Origin of the sequence: Clostridium sp. AM58-1XD, assembly GCF_003464085.1 — a bacterium.
Classification (GTDB): Bacteria; Bacillota; Clostridia; order Lachnospirales; family Lachnospiraceae; genus Lachnoclostridium_A.
Genome location: NZ_QSDR01000014.1, coordinates 62,560 through 83,936, shown reverse-complemented (window position 1 = coordinate 83,936; position 21,377 = coordinate 62,560). Strand labels below are relative to the sequence as shown.

Sequence of the window (21,377 nt, the reverse complement as noted above, 5' to 3'; positions counted from 1 at the left end):
TTGGCCCGGTTCCTCTTTTACCGTCCCATTTTATATCCGGGATATACGATGTCGTATTGAGACAGGTCTACTTCCTGATAGGCGGCCCGCTTGAATCGGTCGGTCCTGGGTACGGGAACCGTGCAGTCAAATCCAATTTTGGCGCTGCATCCATTGGCGCTTATGGGATTAATTGTCTGAGAACTCATATTGGGAATCAGGACCGTGTCTTCGTCAGGGGAAAAACGGGTGGACATGGCCCACATGAGATCCTCTGCGCTGGATAAATCCACATCTTCATTAACCACAGTTACCATCTGAATGGAAGGTGATGCAGCAAAGGCAGCGCATATGGCGACTTTCCCCATCCCGGCCCGTGCCGGTTCCATCTGAATGACAGCATGATAGGTACCGCACCCTCCGTCGTGCATGCGGACCGCCTTAACTCCTGTTACTGCATTGGAAACCATGCGGTAAAGACCTGCTTCCATTGGAACACCTAAGGCTACATAAGACTCTTTACTGGGCAGAAGAGCGGAGATGATCGGCTCCCGGCGGCGGGTGATTGCTTTCACCCGGACAGCCCAGCGGTCCGCACGGGTTCCGTAATACCCGGTCACTTCCCCGAAAGGACCTTCCGGTTCCCGGACACCCGGCAGTATTTCACCTTCAATTATGACCTGGGCATTGGCAATTCCTTCAACAGAGACCGTTTTGCTTCTGCAAAGTTCCATGGGATGTCCCAGCAGGGAAGAGACGATCCCCAGTTCATCTCTGTCGATGGGAACGGAGGTGCTTGGAATAATAGAAGCGAAAAAAGCAAGGGGGTCCACGCCGTTATTGATTGTAATTTCCACAGACTTGCCCTGTTTTTCCGCCCGCTCAAAATAATCTTTCAAATGTCCTCCAGTGCCTAACAGCATGGTGAGACGGTCTTTTCCGGTTACCATAATGCGATGGACGGAGGCATTGCGCACGCCGGTATCGGGATCTTTCGCAATTACCAAACTGCTGGCATAATAAGGGCCGCCGTCTTCCAGTGAAATAGTCGGGGTGGGAATTTCATACAGATTGGGTTTTTCTTGTATGACTTCCTGGGAAGGCGCATGGTCGACTATGACGGGTTCTACCGGATTCCTGAGCCATTCCTGGACTGCACGGTCCAAGTAAAAGGGCAGATCGGCTGCCGTGCAGCCAAAGATCAGAGCCAGATTGTCACGGTTGCCGTACAGTCCTGTCACAACAGGGAAACAGCTGCCTTTCACATGTTCAAACACAATTACGGGTCCGCCTTCCAGTTTTTTGGCAATTCCGCTGAGTTCATGGACTGGGTTCACTTCACTTTTTACGCGAATTACCTGTTGATGCTGCTCAAGCAGCGAAATACAGTTTTGTAAATCTACTTTTTGGGAATACATATTGCAGCGCCTCCTCTTGGTGGTTTATATCGGGACAGCAGACACTGCCCGGTGATGATTTCATTATAATCGATATGAATATGTATTTGCACACAAAGATAGCCGGGACGCTTTTGGTTAATCGGACAAAAGCCTGACAGTCCATCTTGACAAAACATGACAAAACCGGCGGGAGGGATAACATGATACTATCTTGGGATACGACACAAAGAATCATTGAGGAACTTTACGAAATGCTGCATCTTCCTGTCTGCGTCGCGGATATGGATGGACGGATTTTAACGAAGGACGGACCGGGGGACATCCACGGCGGTGCGGCCGGGCTTTTGAGCCGATATGCCGCAGGGGCGGAACTGTCTGCTGCTGTTGACGGCCCGGACGGGGTGTCCATGCTGACCGTGGGGGACAAACCGGTGGGCGTATTAATTGTAGAAGGGCTGCAGAAAGAGCGGCAGGATCAGCTTTTTATGGCGAAGCGGCTGGCAGAACTGCTGATCAGGACCAGTTTGCTGGAACAGCAGGAAAGACTGCATGCAATCAACAGAAGAGACCTGATTAAACAGTGGATTTTTAATGATTTTGTTTCAGAGGATAATACCTTTGAAACGTGCGCGATGATTGCAGGCCTTGATATTTCCGGCCGGTATGTGGTGGGGGTACTGCAGGTACTTTCTCCTGACGAACGCCCTCTGGATGAGGAAATGATGCATAAAATCGGCCAGTCGGTGTCACAGCATACCACCCATATGGCAACGCTGATCGGAGAGATTATGGTGGAGTCCAAGGTGATTTTTCTGTTTGGAACAGAAAGCGCCGTGGCGGTTCAGAGGGCTCTTGCCACCTTGAAAAATATCCTGGAGAGCAGCTTTTCCGTCAGTGTATCGGGAGGAATCGGACCGGCCAGCTGCGATTACAGGGACGTCCATGAGAGCTATGAAAAGGCGGAAAAAGCCTGCACGATTTCATTCAAATCCAGAGGAACAGCGGTTATGCGGTATGAAGAGCTTTCCATCGATCTGCTGGTGGAGGAAATACCGGCTCAGATAAAGACGGATTTTGTCAGCAAGGTGTTTGCCAACTGCAAAAAAAGTGATGTGGATGAGTGGAAGGTACTGCTGCGCACATTTTTCACACAGAGCGGTTCCATAGGCAAAACAGCAGAGATGCTGTACATACACAAAAATACGCTTCAGTATAAACTCAACAAAATAAAGGAACAGACCGGCTATGATCCAAGGAATACTTGTGATGCACTGAAACTTTATATTGCGATTCTTTTTGATTCCGGACAGCACTATTGAGTTCACAGGGAACGAAAAAGGCTGCTGCAAAATAATAATTTCCAGAAAGATATGGTTTTTGGCTACCTGGCTGAAACCATTATCTGATATGAGAAATTAATTTTGCGGCAGTTTTTTTGTTAATTAAAAAATTCTTCTGAATATTTTGGCTTTTCAATGCTTTTTTCAGAAGTCAAAGAAAAAATTGGCATGAATAACAAACAAGTCTAGTCCTTTTTTGGTTTGTATACTATATCAATTGAGTGGATTGAAATTGTATAATTATAACATAAAAGACAAGTTAATTGACGGTGTTGTTGTACAAACTGGTGAAAAAGGAGGGGGCTGTGTGTTCCACACAATTTGGATAGGATGTGATCATGGGGGATACGAGGCAAAAGAACAGATTCGGGAATATCTTCAAAGACAAGGTTATGAGGTAAAGGATGTAGGCACAGATTCTTCTGAAATCGTCCGATATCCTTATTATGCGGCTATGGTGGCCAGAGCTGTCGCTACAAAGGCGGCAGACGGAGGGATTTTGATCTGTTCGACCGGAATCGGCATGAGCATGGTGGCTAATAAGTTCAAGGGCGTCAGGGCGTCTTTGTGTACAAGCCATTATATGGCGATGATGACGAGACGCCATAATAACTCAAACGTACTCTGCCTGGGAGGAAAGACACAGGGGATTTTTGAACTGCTGGATATTTTGGAAGCCTGGCTTACAAATGAGTATGAAGCGGCCGCCATGACATTTCACTTGGCATGATGGCAGAGGAGGAGGAGACGCTTCTGCTGGATCGAGACTGGGCGCCTGACAGAAATGTCTGATGGAAAAAAGAAACAGTAAGAGTAACAAAGAAACGGTAAAAGTAACAAAGAAGCGGTAAGAAAAAAGGCAAGACCAAGAGGAGGAAATATACATGAGAAAAATAATATCGATTCTGCTTTGCGTATCCATGGTGTTTTCAGTGCTTGCAGGTTGTGGAAAGAAAGCGGCCGGCAGCAGTTCCGAAGTTCAGTCATCCTCTGCAGCAGGCGCAGTCGGAGACAAAGCGGCCGGAGATAATGCAAAGAAGATGGCGGTGATCTGTTCATCCGGCGGTTTGGGAGACAATGGTTACAACGATGCCTCGAAACGGGGGCTGGATCAGGCTGCAGAGGAACTGGGGCTGGAATATACTATTGTAGAACCGGCGGAAGTATCCCAGGGAGAGACGTACCTGCGCCAGTTTGCCCAGGAAGGGTACGGGCTGGTGGTAACGCTGGAGTACAGCCATGCAGATGCGGTAGAGATGGTGGCAGACGAATTCCCGGATGTGACATTTGTCGTATTCAATCTGATTGTGGATAAGCCGAATGTCATCTCTATCATGTTTGACATCCAGGATGCCTCTTATCTGGCGGGAATTATTGCAGGAGAACTGACAAAACCGGATGTCACAATTATCGGTGACCGCCAGATGAAGGCGGGCAATACGGTTGGATTTATCAGCGCTACCGACAGCCCGGGCTTTAAGGTGTTTTATGAGGCCTTCTATCAGGGGGCATACAGTGTGAATCCTGATATCCAGATCATTACGGACTTTACGGTTGGCTTTTCCGACACACAGAATTCGAAGGCAGTTGCCATCAACCAGATTCAGAGCCAGAATGCCGATGTAATATTTGTAGCGGCGGGCCTGGCAGCATTGGGCGTATTCCAGGGGGTAAAGGAATGCAACGTGCTGGCTTTGGGGGCAACCGATGACATGGATGCCAAGGAGCCGGGATTTATCGTAACCAGCGCCGTGAAACGAATGGATACGGCTTTGTATAAACTGGCAGATCAGCTGCTGAACGGAGAACTGGAAAAGGGAACTGTGGTCATGACTCTGGAAGAGGGAGGCGCAGATCTGACCGATTACAGCGTCATTGCCCCATATATTACCGATGAGGCGAAATGGGATGAGATCAAACAGGAAGTAGAACAGGCACGGAAGGACATTATCTCCGGCAAGATCAATGTAGTGGACGGATCCATGGGAGAAGTCTTTACACCGGGAGCCTGAAACAAATGAGAGAAGCCGGGTGAATTGACAGGAGGGCGGTTTATGAGCGAAAGTCCGGTACAGGGGGACTATATTATCGAAACCAGAGGGCTGACGAAATGCTTTGGGGATTTTACCGCAGTCAGAGAGGTCAGCCTGAAGGTGAAACGAGGCGAGATATTGTGTATTATCGGGGAAAACGGCGCCGGAAAATCAACGTTAATGAATATGCTTTACGGGCTGCTTTCCCCAACCCGGGGGGAGATTTGGATCAATTCCAGACAGGTCAGAATGAGTCTCCCAAGGACGCCATCGAAAACAGCATCGGCATGGTGCATCAGCACTTTAAACTGGCTCCCAGCCTGACGATCTATGAAAATATATTTTTGGGCACAGAGCTTTCCAAAACGGTGGGTAAGACGATCAAACTGCCTTTCATAGACAATCGGGAGGAGAAGAAGCGGGTAAAAGAGTTGATCGAAAAATATCACTTTGACCTGGACCCTGCAGCCAGAGTGAAAGATATTTCGATCGGGCTGCAGCAGAGGGTAGAGATCCTGAAGATGCTTCTCAGGGATGTGGACATTCTGATCTTGGACGAGCCCACAGCGGTGCTGACGCCTCAGGAGGTAGATGAGCTGATACAGATTCTGAAAAATTTAAGAGACAACGGAAAAACCATTATCATCATCACTCACAAGCTGAGAGAGGTGAAAAGCCTGTCCGAACACTGTGCGATTCTGCGCAGAGGCAAGCTGGTAGGAGAATACAGTACCACTCAGTTCAGCGAAGATGAACTGGCGGCTCTTATGGTAGGCAGGGAAGTAAAGCTGAATGTGGAGAAAAGTGAGCATAATTATGAAGGTGTACCCGTTGCGTATGAAGTGAAGCATCTCTGTGTGAAAGGTTCCCACGGGGAAACGGTGCTCCATGATATTTCTCTGGCTATCCGGGAAGGTGAAATTCTGGGAGTCGCCGGTGTGGAGGGAAACGGGCAGTATGAGCTGACCATGGCTCTTACGGGGATGATGAAAACATCCGGAGGGCGCGTATCCCTCGGTGAGAAAGATATTACAAATTTCTATCCCAGACAGCTTCGGGACAGCGGTGTGGCTATCGTGCCGGAGGACCGGTTCCGCCTGGGCCTTTGCAGGGGGATGAATGTTGCCAAAAACCTGACGGCTGGTTATCACGTCCATGAACCTGTATGCCGGTTCGGGATTCTGAGCTATAAACAGATGAGAAAAAATGCAGCGCAGCTGATCGAATCCTATGATATCCGTACATCCGGAGATGATAACGACGGCTGGAATACGGATGTGGACGGACTGTCGGGAGGAAATGCCCAGAAAGTTGTGGTTGCACGGGAATTTTCCTCCGATCCGAGAGCGCTTATTGTATCGCGCCCCACACGCGGGGTGGACGTAGGCTCCATTGAATTTATTCATCAGAAACTGATTGATCTGCGGGATGAGGGAAAGGCAGTTCTGCTGATCTCTTCAGAGCTTTCGGAGATTCTTGGCCTGTCGGACCGGATCGTTGTCATGTTCCGGGGCAGGATTACCGGTCACTTTAAAGCTTCTGAGACGACCCAGGAAGAACTCGGGCTTTACATGATGGGTGTAAAATCAGATGAGGAGGGAGGAAAAACTGGATGAAAAAACGATCGAAACTGGCAGGCTCCCTCATCAATGTTTTTCTGCCCATATTGCTGGCATTTGGAACAGGGGCAATTCTGATATTGGCTGCCGGCCACAGTCCTCTGGAGACATACCGGTGTTTAATCAGCCAGTCACTTTTTACAAAAGACGGGCTGATGGGAACGCTCTGTTATGCCAGTCCGCTGATTATGACGGGTCTGGCCGTAGCGATTACCTTTAAAGCTCAGATTATCAATATGGGCGTGGAAGGACAGATGTACATAGGCGCTTTTGTAGCCACCTGGGCGGGGTTTACCTTTACGAATCTTCCAATGGCAGTTCATCTGCCCCTTTGCATCCTGCTGGCTATGGCAGCAGGCGCGCTGTTTGCAAGTGTGGCGGGTGTATTCAAGGCAGTTTTCCATATCAATGAGATTGTGGTTACCCTGATGCTGAACTATGTGGCAACGATATTTACAGAATATCTGACCAGCGGTCCATTCAAGCAGAATATCGGATATACGGCTACTGCCAAGGTGGCTTCCAGTGCCATGCTGCCCCGGTTGACGCCAAGTACCACACTCTCCGCAGCAATTCTGTTTGCAGTCGCCTGCGTCCCTGTGTTCTGGTTTATCTATAACAAAACAAAGCTGGGATATGAGGTGGATACAATTGGAAAAAACATCGGTTTTGCCGATGCCGCCGGGATGAATGTCCGCAGGAAAATCATGATTATCATGGTGATCAGCGGGGCCGTAGCCGGTTTGGCCGGCGCTACGGAAATGCTTGGGGTACACCGCCGTTTTACCCCCACCTTTTCCTCGAATCCTGGTTTGGGTTGGGACGGCATGCTGGTAGCGCTGATGGGCGCAAACAATCCGGTCGGCGTCTTTGTGGCTGCAATCTTCTTCGGGGCGCTGAAATACGGAAGTACGACACTTCAGAGTTATGTAGGCGTTCCCTATGATATTATCACGGTTATCCAGAGCCTTCTGATTCTCTTCCTGGCAGTGGACTTTGTGAAGAAGAATCCCTGGGCGGGAAAAACCCTGTCCTCGCTGTTTCCGGGAAAGAGAAACGGACAGGCAGCCGTATCTTCCGCTAAGGAGGAGAAACTATGAATGAACTTTTGAATATGATGAATATCGGCATAGCCATGTCTACGCCGCTTGTGATCTGTGTTCTGGGAGGGATCTTTCCCCACAAGGCCGGGGTGCTGAACATAGCGATGGACGGTATGATGAATATCGGGGCATTTGCTTCCATATATTTTTCGTTTATCACCGGCAATGTGTTATTTGGTATCGTCATGGGAGTGGTGTGCGCCATGGTACTGGGTCTCATCTTTTCCATTTTCAGCATCACATTGGAAGGAAACAGGATTATCACCGGACTGGCTGTGAACCTGCTGTCCATCAGTATTGTTCCGTTTTTGCTTCAGACGATGTACAGCAACAGGACTTCCCTGATTGCCACGGAAGTGATCCATACGACGGATTTCCGGCTGGACGTTCCTGTCCTGCGCAGCATCCCCATAATTAACGAAGTCCTGAATAATCAGACAATCCTGACCTACTGTTCCTTCCTTCTGATCTTTATTATCTGGATGTTGATGTATAAGACAAAGATCGGCGTCTATGTACGGCTGGTAGGAGAAAATGAAGAGGCTGCAAAAGCGGTGGGAATCAAGGTGAAAGGAATACGCTACTTTGCAATCCTCATATCCTCCGCCCTGGCCGGTCTGGCAGGAGCCAATCTGTCGGTAGAGAGCCTTGGCATGTACACGCTGGGAATGGTAGCAGGCCGCGGTTATATCGCGCTGTCCGCAGCTCGATGCGGAAAGGGCAACCCGATCAAAGCCAGCCTGTTTACCCTGATCTTCGGTCTGGCCCGCGCCCTGCAGATCAAGCTTACGACGGTAGTGGACTCAGCAACCGCTTCCCTGATTGAGATGCTGCCGTACGTGTTTATCCTGATTGCCATGTTTGCTACCGCCCTGATTGACAACAGAAATAACCAGATAAGGGGGTATATGAATGATTGACGTTAAGAAATCGGCACTGGTTATTATAGACATGCTCTATGATTTTACCTGCGAGGGCGGATGTGCCTATGCAGAGAGCAGCCGGGATATTGTGCCGAATGTAAAATCGCTCTTGGACGGCTGCCGCAGGCGCGGAATGAAAATAGTTTTTATCCAGCACTGCTACCGGGAGGGAAAACCTGATCGCAACTTAAATGAAATGCGCAAATGCTGTGTGGAGAAGACCGGCGGGGAAGAGATTCACCCGGATCTGGAGGTCCTTCCAGAGGATTATGTTATCCGAAAACGCAGATACTCCGCCTTTTTCGGCACGGATTTTGACCTCGTGCTCAGAGAAAACGGAATACAGAACGTGATCCTTTGCGGGGTGAAGACAAACTGCTGCGTACGGGCTACGGCAACCGACGCCCATAATCTGGACTATCATGTGATTGTGGCAGAAGACTGTGTGGCTACGGACTGTGAGGAAGCAGGACGGATAAACCTGGAGGATATCCGCCGCTATCTGGGCCGCGTACTGACAAGAGAAGAACTGTTTATGGAATTAGATGAAGGATGCAGCAAAAATTGATAAGTGGGAGAGTGAACAGAATATGAGACCTATGAAAACAAAGCCTCTGAAATTGGGTGGGGAACAACTGATGCTTGGTACAGGATGCCTGAATCATCTGGCTACTCTGAGAGGAAAGCGAGCTTTTATTGTAATCGGCGGAGGCAGTATGGAACGGGCCGGAATTGTTTCCCAGGCCCAGGAATACCTTTCCCAGGCCGGAATGGAATCCACGGTCTTTAAGGGGGTGGAGCCGGACCCGACGTTTTCTACGGTCAAGGCCGGAGCAAAAGTTATGAGAGATTACGGCCCTGACTGGATTATCGCAATTGGAGGCGGTTCCGTGATGGACGCGGCAAAGAGCATGTGGGTGCTGTACGAGCATTCCGAAATCACCACGTTGGATCAGCTGAAACCACCGAATACCATCCCGCCGCTGCGAAAAAAGGCGAAGTTTGTGTGCATACCTTCTACCAGCGGTTCTGCCAGTGAAGTAAGCCGTTCCATCGTGATTACGGACGATATCAGCCATAATAAATGTGGAATCGGAGATATGGAGATGATGCCGGATGTGGCCATCTGTGATCCGGCGGTGACTGCCAGCATGCCAAAGCATCTGACAGCGGAAACAGGCATGGATGCCCTGACACACGCCATTGAGTCCTGGGTATCCAGACGCCCGAATTACATCTCCGATACGCTGGCCCGGCAGGCGGCTCTCGATATTGTGGAATGGCTTCCCGTCGCTTATCGTGACGGTGCTGATATGAAGGCGCGGGAAATGATGCTGGATGCGTCTACCGCAGCGGGGCTGGCTTTCACCAACTCATCCCTGGGAATTGTCCACTCCATGGCCCACGTAATCGGCAGCCGCTTCGGGATTTCCCATGGACTGGGAGATGCTGTGATACTACCATATGTCATTCGGTTTAACTGCAGGAATCCCCAGGCAAAGGAACGGTATGAGGTGCTGGCCAGAGACATGGGAGGGGAAAGTCTGGAGGAAATTGTATCGGAGCTCCAGATCAAACTGGATATTCCATCCTGCCTGAAGGAAATCATTGATGACAGGGAACAATATCTTCAGATGATTCCTCAGATGAGCAGGGAGGCGCTGCTGGACGGCTGTACGAGAACAAACCCGCTGGTGCCTTCGGCAGAACAATTTGAAGAGTTGTTCCGCCAGGCATTTCTGGGCAGTGATTATCAGGCTCCGGAGAAAAAGTTAAAGCTGGTGTGCTATTCTTCTCTCGGCTATCCCACAATGGAAAAAAGCCTGGAGATGGTGGATAAATACATAGAAGCAGGAGCAGATACGTTGGAATTGGATATTCCTTCCCCGGATCCTTACTTCGAGAGTGACGTAATTGCCCGCCATATGGCGGCTGCCTTTGAAAATTGTCACGATTATGACAAATATTTTGAAGCGATACAGGAGATTCGAAATAAATATCCCCGGGTTGCAGTCCAGTTGGCCCTGTATGAAAATACGATGGAGCGGATCGGTATCGACAAGGTAGTGGCGTTCTGTAAGAAGGCTGGTATCGACGCAATGATCTACGTAGGCTCTGAACGGCCAGACTTCCAGGACAAGCTTTTGGAAGGGGGAATCCGCCTGGCGGCCTTTGTGAGATATCACATGCCGGAGGAAGAGATCGAAACGGCAAAACAGACAAACGGCCTGGTCTATCTGCAGGCCAAGCCTACATATAACAATAATGTACGTCCAGGATATGAAGCGTTGTCAGACTGTGTGGCATACCTGCGTCAAAGGGGTATTCTGCAGGAAATTTACTGCGGCGTAGGTGTATATACTCCTGAAGACGTCCGCATGATACGGGAAGCGCAGGCCGACGGAGTTTATATTGGAAGTGTACTGCTGGAGATGGAGGATGACGTAGAGCAGATACAGGCATTTATCCGCAGCATGAAAGCTGAGACACATGAAAGTCAGTAAGAAGCAAGCATGGAGGCAGAGAGGGGAGAATCATGTATATCAATGACAATTTTTTACTAAGGGGAAAAACTGCCCAGGAGCTATACCGCGGCTATGCGAAACAGATGCCGGTGATCGATTACCACTGTCATGTGAACGCTGGTGAAATCGCCGAAAACCTGCATTATGATAATATCACCCAGGCGTGGATTTCTCTGGATCACTATAAATGGACGGCGATGCGCAGCTGTGGAATAGAAGAAAAATACATCACTGCAGAGGGCAGCGACAAAGAAAAATTTCTCGCATGGGCAGAGGTTCTTCCGAAGTGTATCGGCAATCCATTATATCACCGTTCCCATATGGAGCTGAAAGACGTATTTGGGTTTGATAAGACATTAAGTCCCGAAACAGCTCAGGAGGCCTGGGAGGTCTGCAACAGGGCCTTGCAGATATGCCTGTCCGGGAATTGATTAAAAAAGCTCACGTGAAGCTGATCGGCAGTACCGACGATATCCTGGACCCGCTGAAAGCGCACGATACGATCCGGTCGGATCCGTCCTTTGACGTAACGGTGGTGCCGACGTTCCGAACGGATTCCGTAGTCAACATCGGTCTTCCCGGATTCTCTGAATATCTGGGAAAACTGTCGGATGTGGCCGGCTGCGCCATAACGGATTTTGCCGGTCTTGCAAAGGCTATCCGTATCAGAATGGATGATTTCGCAAAAAGAGGATGCCGCAGCATCGATCAGGCGCTGATGGATGTACCATGTACACCATTTACCAGGGAAGAGATTGACAGGATTTTGAAAAAGGCCCTGGCAGGCGGCATTCCGACAAAACAGGAAGAAGATATTTACCTGTGCGGCCTGCTGTTTGAAATAGCATCAGCATGCAAAGAACGCGATTGGGTAATGCAGCTTCACGTGGGAGCAAAGAGGGATAACAACAGCTATCTGCTTCGCACGGTGGGCGTGGATGTGGGAGGCGACTGTATCGGCAGTTTCGGCAATCTGAGCATGCTGCCGCAATTCATGGATGCGCTCAATGAGGCATGCTGCCTTCCAAAGATGATCCTATACTCCATCAACCCGGCCGACAATCCGGTCCTGGATTCCATGATAGGGTGTTTCCAGGAGGCGGGTACCGTCGGAAAGATACAGCACGGAGCGGCCTGGTGGTTCAGTGACAACCTGAATGGAATCAGGAATCACCTGACTTCGCTGGCGAGTCTGAGCGTATTGGGGAATTTTATCGGAACGCTGACCGATTCACGTGCATACGTCAACTATTCACGCCACGATTACTTCAGAAGGATACTCTGTGATACGGTTGGAGAATGGATTGACAGGGGAGAATACCCTAAAGATATTCCGTTTGCAGGAAGCATGATACAGGATATCTGCTGGCGCAATGTAAACCGTTATTTTGGATTTGGCCTTTAAAAAGTACAGAAACAGAGAAGAAAGGTATTGGAAGGAACAAGGGAGATACTGCAAAACGAGCCGGTATTGGTTTTGCAGTATCTCCTTTTTGCTATGCGGGAAAGATATTGTTCTTGCATCATAACCGTCCGGCCCCTTCCTTTTATGAAATAGGATCATCCGGCTGGGCATCCGTGCGGAGGACAAATCCATATTCGGCGCTGCTGCCGTTATCCCAGCTGCAGATCACACGGAAGCCGCGGATCACCCCGCCCTTTTCATAGGTGGACATGTCGGAGCTGAGAAGAGCAAATGAATTCTGATTCAGTGTAAACACTGCGGTTTTGTCCGTGCATTCCAGAGTGCCTCGATTGATCGTAGAATCATTATATTTATGGCTTCCGTTCTCATTAAGAATAATATCTTCGATTTCTATGGAGTCAGGAGCCGGTCCTCCGTCAAACAGGAGCTGGAAGGTACTGCCGAGTTCTGCATAAGGAATGGATTCTTCATGCTCGATCAGATCGATCAGGGGATCGGAACCGCATGCTACTGCCGAGTGCATGTTTCCGGCGTCGTCTGTAAAAGACCAGGATGAATTTCCAGAGGATGAAGGAATTTCCTGTACCCCCTCCTCGCTTACTACCGTGAGGGACGGAATGGATATCTGCTGTTCGCTGAAAGCCATGGGAGCGATCGTTTCTGCAAATACCTCCGTTTCAGGAGGAAGAGGAGACGGCTCCTTTTGCCTGGAACATCCAGTTGACAACAGCAGAGCTGAGGCTGAAAGGAGAAAAAGAAGAATATATGGCGGCTTTGTTATTAATTTTATCATGAACACTCCTTTTCGAATACTTCATACATACAAAATGGCAGCTGTCCGAATCGTTTCGGCTGCCATTATTATATCATGGAAGAATAGAAAGCGTATTGTGATAACCTTGCCGTATTCTTAAAAACTATTTACAATTTTATAAGAAAAGAAAAAGGCGTTCGATTGCCGGTTCTGTAAAATAAATTGACATTAGAAGAGAGACCGATTAGTATGGAAATGACTCAATGGCGGTCCGCTTTCGGCGGACACCGGCAGGAAAATACAGAGAATGGAGGTGCATGCAGTTTGACGATAAGACCAGGAGTTATAAAATACCTGCTGTTTGTTGCAATATTAACAGCTGTCTTGTCTGGATGTGAAAAAGAAAAGGAAGGAAGAACGTGGGATTGTACGGTAACGATACCTCAGAACAGTGATGAGATCGTTTTGAGCAATACTGTTGTTCAGACAGATTCCGGAGAACTGAGTATGCAAAATCATGGGGATGTTGATATGATGTGGTTTCTTTACGAGATAGACGGCGAAGCGATACAGGTAGAGAAACCGGCCGCCCGAATGGAAATAAAGGCAGGAGGGGCGGGGACGATGTTTCAGCTTGACAGAAAGAAAGATTACGCAGTCGGCATCCAGGCAGACAGCCCTGTAGAAAGAAAGGTTACGGTAATCGTGTCGGAGTATCCGAATTCCGACCCTTATACCGTAGAGGAAAACAGCTATGAAGGAAGCAGCGATTAAAATAAACGGGATTCCATCTATAATATGGGGAGAAAAATCAGATAAGGGGATCATTGCAGTACACGGAAATATGTCGAATAAAGCGGATATACCGATTAAAATATTCGCAGAGAAGGCCGTATCGAAGGGATACCAGGTTTTAAGCTTCGATCTGCCGGAGCATGGAGACCGGAAAGAGGAAGGAATTCCATGTAAAGTACAGTACGGAGTGAAGGATTTAAGGACAATCATGGCATATGCAAAAGGGAACTGGAATGAACTCAGCCTGTTCGCAAACAGCCTGGGAGCATACTTCAGCCTGCTGGCATATAAAGAGGAGCAGCTGAAAAAGGCATGGTTTCTCTCACCGGTTGTGGATATGCAGAGAATGATTGAAAACATGATGAAATGGTTTCATGTTACGGAGGAACGGCTGGAAAGCGAACAGGCGGTTCCCACACCGGCAGGCCAGATGTTGTACTGGGATTATTACTGTTATGTGAAGGAACACCCGGTGGAGGCATGGAAAGCTCCTACCAGCATTTTATATGGAAGCAGAGATGATATGTGTGAAATCGATACGATAACGAAATTTACGGATGCGTTTTCATGCAGCCTGAAGACGCTACCGGAAGCAGGCCACTATTTCCATACGCCGGAACAGCTGGCAGAGCTGGAAGTGTGGATTTCGGAGACGATGTAAGATTTTATGCAGCTGTTTCGTACGGTAAAAGTGCAGGAAGATAGGGCGTTCGGAACGGCTATGATTTCATATATGGTTGGACACATAAAAAGGCCTGCGCTATAATTTGGGAAACAGAGATGGAAAGGGATGATAATATGACAGGACAGTCAAAACAGATGTCGGAATCGATGGCATTGGGAATCGTTCTGACCCTTGCCGGAGGATTTCAGGATGCGTATTCTTATAACTGCAGGGGCGGGGTATTTGCCAACGCCCAGACGGGCAATATCGTGCTGTTGGGCCAAAACCTGGCGACAGGCAACTGGCAGCACGCCGTCCGCTATCTGTTTCCGATACTGGCATTTATCGGAGGCGTATATATGACAGAGTGGGTGAGGCAGCTTTATAAGGACTATAGGAAAATTCACTGGAGGCAGATTGTGCTGCTGGTTGAAATGCTCTTACTATTGGCTGCAGGATTTCTTCCCCAGAGTATGAATATACCGGCAAATGTGCTGATGTCCTTCGCATGTGCCATGCAGGTGGACAGCTTCCGGAAGTTCAGAGGGATTCCATGTGCTACGACCATGTGTATCGGCAATATGAGAAGCGCCACGGAGATGCTCTGTAAATACCATATCACAAAGGACGAAGAGATGAAACGCAGAGCGGAGCATTACTATTTTATTATCTTTATATTTGCAGTAGGGGCGGCAGTGGGAGCGGTTCTTTCCATGAAGATCGGAGACAGGGCGATCTGGATTGCTTCCATGCTCATGCTTGTAGGTTTCGTGATGATGTTTGTAAAGGAGGAGGCAGAAGAACATGTATGAATTAATTCAGGCAGGGACACGGACATATTATATCGACTGTCCGGCAAAGATGGGAATTTATGTGATGGATGGGAATAAGGTCTGCATGATCGACAGCGGCAATGACAAGGATGCGGCGAAAAAGGCGCTGAAAATCCTGGAGGCCAACGGATGGACCCTGGATATGGTGATCTGTACCCATTCTCATGCAGACCATATCGGCGGAAACCGCCTGCTGCAGCAGAGGACGGGATGCAGAATTTACATGGCGGGTATAGACAAAGCCTTTGCCCGATTTCCTCTGCTGGAACCATCCGTTCTGTTCGGCGGCCGGCCGTGCAGAGAATTGAAGAACAAATTTCTGATGGCTCAGGAGAGTGAAGTGGAGGAGCTGACGGAAGACGTGCTTCCGCAGGGCCTTGAAATGCTGCGGACAGACGGACACAGCATTTCCATGACGGCGATCAGAACAGATGATGATATTTGGTTTCTGGCAGACTGCCTGACAAGTGAGGCGATTATAAAAAAGTACCACGTTTCTTTTCTTTATGATGTTGAAGGATATTTGAATACCTTAGAGGTCATAAGCAGACTGGAAGGAAAACTGTTCATACCGGCTCATGCAGAACCTGCTGCAGACATCAGGCCACTGGCGGCTGTCAACAGGGCCAAGGCAGAAGAGATTATCGAACTGCTTCTGGATTTGTGCAGGGAACCCATGAGTACGGATGATTTAATACAGGGCGTATTCTGCACTACGGGCTGACGATGGATTTTACTCAGTATGCTCTTGTAGGCAGCACCATCCGTTCTTACCTCTCTTATCTGCACGACAGGGGAATGACAGAAGCATCATTTGCAGAAAATAAACTAAAGTGGAAGGCACAGACGACTCATTGAAAACATGGGCTTTGAATGGTATAATGACTGCAGAGCAGGCATTATACCAGCGCATCCCGGTTTCTGCGTACACCGCAGAAAACCGGGCGCTAAATTCCGCCGGAGGCGCCGTATCCGCGTAGCGGATATGGTATAATGACTGCAGAGCAGATTGATTCAAAGAGAAGAAGGAGGTATTATGCTATGCAGAATTATTCAGGAGAAGAAGGGCTGCAATACCATTTACAGATTAGAAAAGGGGATGTAGGGCGGTATGTAATCATGCCGGGTGATCCGAAACGCTGCGTCAAGATTGCCCAGCATTTTGATAATCCGGTGCTGGTTGCCGACAACCGGGAATATGTAACATATACAGGATATCTGGACGGAGAAAAAGTAAGCGTTACGTCCACTGGAATCGGAGGGCCGTCGGCTTCCATCGCAATGGAAGAGCTGGTTAACTGCGGTGCCGATACATTTATCCGCGTCGGAACATGCGGAGGTATGGATATGGATGTTAAGGGCGGCGATATTGTGGTAGCCACAGGGGCGGTACGCATGGAAGGAACGAGCAAGGAATATGCGCCGATAGAATTTCCGGCCGTTGCCGATCTAAATGTGACCAATGCTCTTGCGGCAGCAGCTAAAAAGCTGAACTATACTTATCATACAGGTGTGGTGCAGTGTAAGGATTCCTTTTACGGCCAGCATGACCCGGAGTCAAAGCCGGTAGGGTATGAGCTGACGGATAAGTGGAAGGCATGGCTGCGCCTTGGCTGCAAGGCATCAGAGATGGAATCTGCCGCGCTGTTTATTGTAGCAAGCTATCTGGGCGTGCGCTGCGGTTCTGATTTCCTGGTCGTAGGTAATCAGGAACGTGATAAAGCCGGTTTGGACAATCCGATCGTACACGATACGGAGGCAGCCATAACGGTTGCGGTGGAGGCAATCAGAAGCCTGATTAAGGAAGAACGGGAGAGTGGAGCGAATGGCAGGATATAGCCGGATATTTGTAATTGTTCTGGATTCTCTCGGAATTGGAGCAGAAAAAGATTCGGCCCGGTACGGAGACGTAGGCGTGGATACCCTTGGCCATATTGCTGAGGCTGCGGGAAATCTGAAGATTCCAAATTTAAAGCGTCTTGGAATCGCTAATCTCCGCCCTCTTGCAGGAATTGCACCGGAAGCGGATCCGCTTGGGCGGTATATGGTTCTGCATGAGGCCAGTCTGGGAAAGGATACCATGACGGGCCACTGGGAGATGATGGGACTGAAAGTGACGAAGCCTTTTAAAACGTTTACGGAACACGGATTTCCGAAAGAGCTTATAGAAGCTCTTTCGGAAAAGACAGGCCGGACGATTATCGGCAATAAAAGTGCCAGCGGAACAGCCATACTGGACGAACTTGGAGAAGAGGAAATCAGGGAAGGCCATCTGATTGTTTATACATCTGCTGATTCCGTACTCCAGATCTGCGGTAACGAGGAAACGATGGGACTCGATCAGCTGTACCATTACTGTGAGATAGCCAGGGAACTGACCATGAAAGACGAGTGGAAGGTGGGACGGGTCATTGCGCGTCCTTATATTGGAAAGAAAAAGGGTGAGTTCAAACGTACGTCCAACCGTCACGATTACGCATTAAAACCTTTTGGAAAGACTGCGCTGGATGCCTTGAAGGAAGCAGGACTGGATGTAATCGGTATTGGCAAGATCCACGATATCTTTGACGGAGAAGGACTGACGCAATCCCTTCACTCGAACTCTTCCGTACACGGTATGGAACAGACCATCGATACGGCTGGAAAAGAGTTCAGAGGCCTTTGCTTCGTCAATCTGGTAGACTTCGATGCCCTGTGGGGCCACAGGAGAAATGTAAAAGGCTACGGAGAAGAGCTGGAACGGTTCGACCGAAAACTGGGAGAGCTGCTGGATGTGCTGAATAAGGACGATCTGCTGATTCTGACGGCAGATCATGGAAATGATCCTACTTATACAGGTACGGACCATACCAGGGAACAGGTGCCTTTTCTCGCATGGTCACCTTCTATGAAAAACGGAGGAAGCCTTGGAGAAGCGGATACATTTGCCGTGATCGGCGCGACTGCTGCAGATAATTTTAACGTGAAGATGCCGGACGGAACGATCGGCTATTCCCTGCTGGACCGACTTCTTCAGGAAGTGGAATGAACAAAAAATAAGAGAAAGAGATCATCAGGATCATTTCAAAAAGAGGATAATACAATGGATAAAAGAGAAATTTTAAAGAGACTGGATCATACGCTATTAAAACAGACGGCGACGTGGGACCAGATTCGTACCCTGTGCGATGAAGGCATGGAATATCAGACGGCATCCGTATGCATTCCTCCCTGTTTCGTAAAACGGGCAAAGGAATATGTAAAAGACAGGCTGGCCGTCTGCACCGCAATCGGATTCCCCAACGGCAATATGACAACGGCTGCCAAGGCAGCAGAGACAGAGGATGCCGTAGCGAACGGAGCCGATGAAATCGATATGGTCATCAATATTGGGATGGTGAAGGAAGGCGATTATCCCGGAGTTCTGGCAGAGATCAATACAATTAAGGAAGCATGCCATGGAAAACTTCTCAAGGTTATTATTGAAACATGCCTTCTGACAGAAGAAGAGAAGATTCGGATGTGTGAAATTGTAACAGAGTCGAAGGCGGATTATATCAAGACCTCAACCGGATTTTCTACAGGCGGAGCAACGTTTGATGATGTTGCGCTGATGAGGAAGTATTCTGGAAGCAGGGTGAAAGTAAAAGCGGCCGGTGGAATTGCCACGGTGGAGGATGCGGAGCGGTTCATAGAGCTGGGGGCAGACCGCCTGGGAACCAGCAGACTGATTCAGCTGCTGGAAAAATAATAGGAGATAAGCAAAAATGGATAACGGGAGAGTGCTGCAGAAACAAAAAATCAGAGGCGGCACTCTCTTCCTCATTTCCGGAAAAAGCGGGAGATAATCACGGGTTCTTTCTAAAATATGGGATAAAACGGGATTGTGATTGAGATCAGGCTATGATAAACTATATAGGAATTGTCCTGAACAGTTCCTATATTTAGTGATGTTTTGCCTTAATCTGCAAGGGGAGGCGTATATGAAAAAAGCTATTACGCTCAGATTGTGCATCGTGATCATAATCAGTATGATGGTGACTGCATTTTTGAGCTGCTATATTCAGATAAAATCGGCAAAAGAGGCCATGTATGTCAATTCCATGATCAGAATCAGCCAGATATCCCAGGTCCTGGATAACAACAGCGAGGATGTGGAGCGTCTGAAAGAGAATCTGAAAGAGGATTACTTTATCCGCGCGAAGGCAGCGGCATATATTGTGCAGAATCATCCGGAAGTGACAGGCGATCAGGAAGAGATGTCGAAGATTGCTGCGCTGCTTCAGGTGGATGAATTTCACCTGTTCGATACGAAAGGCACTCTTTATGCAGGAACAGAGCCGAAGTATTTCAACTATACGTTTCGATCAGGGGAACAAATGCAGTTTTTCCTTCCCATGCTCGATGACTATTCCCTCCAGCTGTGCCAGGATATTACCCCGAATACGGCAGAAGGGAAGCTGATGCAGTATATTGCCGTCTGGCGTGAGGATCGTCAGGGGATCGTCCAGATCGGGATGGAACCGGTCAGGCTTCTGGAAGCCATGAAGAAGAATGAACTGTCCTATATATTTACCATGGTGACGGCGGAAAAGGGGATTACCGCCTTTGCCGCCGATACGCGGACAGGAGAGATTCTCGGTTCAACAGATGATAGTCTGACGGGAAAAAACGTAGCGGGAATGGGACTTATTCTGCCGGATGAGAAGCAGAGAGACAAAGGATTTGCCGCGGAACTGAAAATCGAAGGAGACAAGCATTATTGCGTGTTTCGCCAGTCGGGGGACGTCCTGTTATGTATCAGCAGTACATATGAGAACCTGTATCGAAATATACCGTCAAACATGAAGATAGTGATTTTCAGTCTATGTCTGCTTTCGGCCGCAGTGATCTTTCTGATTCTGAGGATGCTGGACCGGTTTATTATTCATGGAATTTACGGAATTATCGGCGGAATGAAGAAGATCGCCGGTGGGGACCTGGATGTAAGGGTAAATGAGACGAGTTCGCCGGAATTTGCAGAACTGGGCAGCAACATCAATCAGATGGTAGAGAGCCTGCTGGAGATGACGGGAAAGTTATCTCTTGTTTTTCAGAATGTGGATATCCCGGTGGCCGTTTATGAATACAGTCAGGACATGAAGCGTGTTCTTGCAACGAGTAAAATAGGCGAGATATTGATGATGACAGAGGAAGATATGCAGAAAGTTCTGGCAGACAGGGACGCCTTTGCCGAAATGATCGGCGGTATCGTCGCCTGTCCGCTGGGAGATGAAAAAGACGTGTATCAGCTGGGCGGAGACAAACCACGCTATCTGAAGATAAAATCTTATCAGGAAAAGCGCAGTACCCTTGGAATTATCGTAGATGCGACGGAAGACGTATTGGAAAAGAAAAAGATTGAACTGGAGCGGGACATTGACCTGCTGACCGGCTTGACTACGCGGCGGGCGTTCTTCAAAAAGATGGACTGCCTTTTCCGGCAGCCGGAAGTGCTGAAAACAGCGGTGATCCTGATGGCCGATTTGGATAATCTGAAATCGGTAAATGACGGCTGGGGCCATGAGTATGGTGATCAGATATTAAAGAAGGCGGCAGAGCTTTTAAAAGGATGTGAAGCGCCGAACAAGATTGCAGCCAGACTCAGCGGAGATGAATTTATACTGGTTATTTACGGCGCCGATTCCCAGGAAGAACTGTTTGAATATATAAAGCGTATGTACGACAATATCATGCATGCAAAGGTCTGCATGCCTGGAGGGAAGACGGTAGAGGTGCGGTTGTCAGGCGGATACGTCTGCTATCCTGAGGTTACGGCAGGATACAGGGAGCTGATTCGGTTTGCAGACAGCGCCATGTACAGGGTAAAGAAAAAATCCAAAGGCAGCTTTGAGAAATATGTGCCGGAGGATGAACAGCCGACATAATCCCGTTTTGCACATAAGAATGGTAAGGCGCTCAGGATGCTGCAGAAGTAAGATCAGGCAGCATCCTTTATTTTTCA

General features: G+C 48.7%; 19 protein-coding genes and 2 pseudogenes. 19 read left to right on the top strand and 2 right to left on the bottom strand.

The features are described from left to right. Positions 1-17 precede the first annotated feature (17 nt). Positions 18-1,397: a UbiD family decarboxylase gene (locus tag DXA13_RS10355; RefSeq protein ID WP_118244130.1), complete on the bottom strand. Its 1,380-nt coding sequence runs from the start codon at positions 1,395-1,397 to the stop codon at positions 18-20. A 182-nt stretch (positions 1,398-1,579) separates the two neighbouring features. Here DXA13_RS10355 and DXA13_RS10350 point away from each other — a divergent pair, with 182 nt between their 5' ends. The 10 genes and pseudogenes from DXA13_RS10350 to uxaC all read left to right on the top strand — a co-directional run bounded on the left by DXA13_RS10350 (position 1,580) and on the right by uxaC (position 12,327). Continuing rightward, a complete protein-coding gene (locus DXA13_RS10350; protein WP_118244128.1) occupies positions 1,580-2,698 on the top strand; it encodes a helix-turn-helix domain-containing protein in 1,119 nt (372 codons plus the stop codon). Positions 2,699-3,026: 328 nt separating this feature from the next. Then, positions 3,027-3,449, top strand: a complete 423-nt coding sequence (gene rpiB / locus DXA13_RS10345) for a ribose 5-phosphate isomerase B (protein WP_243009067.1) — start codon at positions 3,027-3,029, stop codon at positions 3,447-3,449. Positions 3,450-3,603: 154 nt separating this feature from the next. Then, positions 3,604-4,731, top strand: a complete 1,128-nt coding sequence (locus DXA13_RS10340) for a BMP family ABC transporter substrate-binding protein (protein ID WP_118244125.1) — start codon at positions 3,604-3,606, stop codon at positions 4,729-4,731. Between the two features lie 42 nt (positions 4,732-4,773). After that, a pseudogene (locus tag DXA13_RS23070) lies at positions 4,774-5,261 on the top strand (ATP-binding cassette domain-containing protein); the annotation flags it as partial. A 12-nt stretch (positions 5,262-5,273) separates the two neighbouring features. Beyond that, a complete protein-coding gene (locus DXA13_RS10335; protein ID WP_347559819.1) occupies positions 5,274-6,368 on the top strand; it encodes an ATP-binding cassette domain-containing protein in 1,095 nt (364 codons plus the stop codon). Continuing rightward, positions 6,365-7,471, top strand: a complete 1,107-nt coding sequence (locus tag DXA13_RS10330; protein WP_118244123.1) for an ABC transporter permease — start codon at positions 6,365-6,367, stop codon at positions 7,469-7,471. Before DXA13_RS10335 ends, DXA13_RS10330 begins: the two co-directional genes overlap by 4 nt. Then, complete coding sequence (locus DXA13_RS10325) at positions 7,468-8,394, top strand: ABC transporter permease (RefSeq protein WP_118244120.1); 927 nt, start codon at positions 7,468-7,470, stop codon at positions 8,392-8,394. Before DXA13_RS10330 ends, DXA13_RS10325 begins: the two co-directional genes overlap by 4 nt. After that, the gene (locus tag DXA13_RS10320) at positions 8,387-8,965 is read left to right on the top strand and encodes an isochorismatase family cysteine hydrolase (protein WP_118244118.1); all 579 of its coding nucleotides are present in this window, start codon (positions 8,387-8,389) and stop codon (positions 8,963-8,965) included. The genes DXA13_RS10325 and DXA13_RS10320 overlap by 8 nt, the downstream gene beginning before the upstream one ends. Before the next feature lie 22 nt (positions 8,966-8,987). Continuing rightward, complete coding sequence (locus DXA13_RS23065) at positions 8,988-10,901, top strand: iron-containing alcohol dehydrogenase (RefSeq protein ID WP_147348020.1); 1,914 nt, start codon at positions 8,988-8,990, stop codon at positions 10,899-10,901. 32 nt (positions 10,902-10,933) lie between these two features. After that, positions 10,934-12,327 (top strand): annotated as a pseudogene (gene uxaC, locus DXA13_RS10305) (glucuronate isomerase). Positions 12,328-12,469: 142 nt separating this feature from the next. On the opposite strand, the gene DXA13_RS10300 reads toward uxaC, so the two are convergent. Further along, on the bottom strand, positions 12,470-13,141 hold the full coding sequence (locus DXA13_RS10300) for a hypothetical protein (RefSeq protein WP_147348019.1): 672 nt from the start codon (positions 13,139-13,141) through the stop codon (positions 12,470-12,472). 285 nt (positions 13,142-13,426) lie between these two features. Between DXA13_RS10300 and DXA13_RS10290 the strand changes: the two genes are divergently transcribed. From DXA13_RS10290 to DXA13_RS10255, 9 genes are all read left to right on the top strand, one after another. Further along, on the top strand, positions 13,427-13,876 hold the full coding sequence (locus DXA13_RS10290; protein ID WP_147348018.1) for a hypothetical protein: 450 nt from the start codon (positions 13,427-13,429) through the stop codon (positions 13,874-13,876). Beyond that, the gene (locus DXA13_RS10285) at positions 13,857-14,558 is read left to right on the top strand and encodes an alpha/beta hydrolase (RefSeq protein WP_118244097.1); all 702 of its coding nucleotides are present in this window, start codon (positions 13,857-13,859) and stop codon (positions 14,556-14,558) included. Before DXA13_RS10290 ends, DXA13_RS10285 begins: the two co-directional genes overlap by 20 nt. Positions 14,559-14,677: 119 nt before the next feature. Further along, entirely contained in the window at positions 14,678-15,373 is a 696-nt protein-coding gene (locus DXA13_RS10280; protein ID WP_118244095.1) for a YoaK family protein, read from the top strand. Continuing rightward, a complete protein-coding gene (locus DXA13_RS10275; RefSeq protein ID WP_347559814.1) occupies positions 15,366-16,118 on the top strand; it encodes an MBL fold metallo-hydrolase in 753 nt (250 codons plus the stop codon). Before DXA13_RS10280 ends, DXA13_RS10275 begins: the two co-directional genes overlap by 8 nt. Before the next feature lie 2 nt (positions 16,119-16,120). Next, complete coding sequence (locus DXA13_RS23060) at positions 16,121-16,252, top strand: hypothetical protein (protein ID WP_347559813.1); 132 nt, start codon at positions 16,121-16,123, stop codon at positions 16,250-16,252. 183 nt (positions 16,253-16,435) lie between these two features. Further along, the gene (udp, locus tag DXA13_RS10270) at positions 16,436-17,233 is read left to right on the top strand and encodes a uridine phosphorylase (protein WP_118244093.1); all 798 of its coding nucleotides are present in this window, start codon (positions 16,436-16,438) and stop codon (positions 17,231-17,233) included. Then, positions 17,220-18,422 (top strand): phosphopentomutase, encoded by a 1,203-nt coding sequence (locus tag DXA13_RS10265; protein WP_118244091.1) that lies wholly within the window; start codon positions 17,220-17,222, stop codon positions 18,420-18,422. The genes udp and DXA13_RS10265 overlap by 14 nt, the downstream gene beginning before the upstream one ends. 54 nt (positions 18,423-18,476) lie before the next feature. After that, entirely contained in the window at positions 18,477-19,124 is a 648-nt protein-coding gene (gene deoC, locus DXA13_RS10260; protein WP_118244088.1) for a deoxyribose-phosphate aldolase, read from the top strand. A gap of 232 nt (positions 19,125-19,356) precedes the next feature. Then, positions 19,357-21,300, top strand: coding sequence for a diguanylate cyclase (locus tag DXA13_RS10255; protein ID WP_181995606.1), 1,944 nt, complete (start codon positions 19,357-19,359; stop codon positions 21,298-21,300). The last annotated feature ends 77 nt before the right edge of the window (positions 21,301-21,377 follow it).

Coding starts and splice junctions, on each gene's coding strand:
- DXA13_RS10265 (WP_118244091.1), top strand. CDS start 17,220: ATGGCAGGATATAGCCGGATATTTGTAATTGTTCTGGATTCTCTCGGA.
- DXA13_RS10330 (WP_118244123.1), top strand. CDS start 6,365: ATGAAAAAACGATCGAAACTGGCAGGCTCCCTCATCAATGTTTTTCTG.
- DXA13_RS10280 (WP_118244095.1), top strand. CDS start 14,678: ATGGAAAGGGATGATAATATGACAGGACAGTCAAAACAGATGTCGGAA.
- DXA13_RS23060 (WP_347559813.1), top strand. CDS start 16,121: ATGGATTTTACTCAGTATGCTCTTGTAGGCAGCACCATCCGTTCTTAC.
- udp (WP_118244093.1), top strand. CDS start 16,436: ATGCAGAATTATTCAGGAGAAGAAGGGCTGCAATACCATTTACAGATT.
- DXA13_RS23065 (WP_147348020.1), top strand. CDS start 8,988: ATGAGACCTATGAAAACAAAGCCTCTGAAATTGGGTGGGGAACAACTG.
- DXA13_RS10300 (WP_147348019.1), bottom strand. CDS start 13,141: ATGATAAAATTAATAACAAAGCCGCCATATATTCTTCTTTTTCTCCTT.
- DXA13_RS10325 (WP_118244120.1), top strand. CDS start 7,468: ATGAATGAACTTTTGAATATGATGAATATCGGCATAGCCATGTCTACG.
- DXA13_RS10255 (WP_181995606.1), top strand. CDS start 19,357: ATGAAAAAAGCTATTACGCTCAGATTGTGCATCGTGATCATAATCAGT.
- DXA13_RS10355 (WP_118244130.1), bottom strand. CDS start 1,397: ATGTATTCCCAAAAAGTAGATTTACAAAACTGTATTTCGCTGCTTGAG.
- DXA13_RS10335 (WP_347559819.1), top strand. CDS start 5,274: ATGCTTCTCAGGGATGTGGACATTCTGATCTTGGACGAGCCCACAGCG.
- DXA13_RS10285 (WP_118244097.1), top strand. CDS start 13,857: ATGAAGGAAGCAGCGATTAAAATAAACGGGATTCCATCTATAATATGG.
- DXA13_RS10350 (WP_118244128.1), top strand. CDS start 1,580: ATGATACTATCTTGGGATACGACACAAAGAATCATTGAGGAACTTTAC.
- deoC (WP_118244088.1), top strand. CDS start 18,477: ATGGATAAAAGAGAAATTTTAAAGAGACTGGATCATACGCTATTAAAA.
- DXA13_RS10275 (WP_347559814.1), top strand. CDS start 15,366: ATGTATGAATTAATTCAGGCAGGGACACGGACATATTATATCGACTGT.
- DXA13_RS10340 (WP_118244125.1), top strand. CDS start 3,604: ATGAGAAAAATAATATCGATTCTGCTTTGCGTATCCATGGTGTTTTCA.
- DXA13_RS10320 (WP_118244118.1), top strand. CDS start 8,387: ATGATTGACGTTAAGAAATCGGCACTGGTTATTATAGACATGCTCTAT.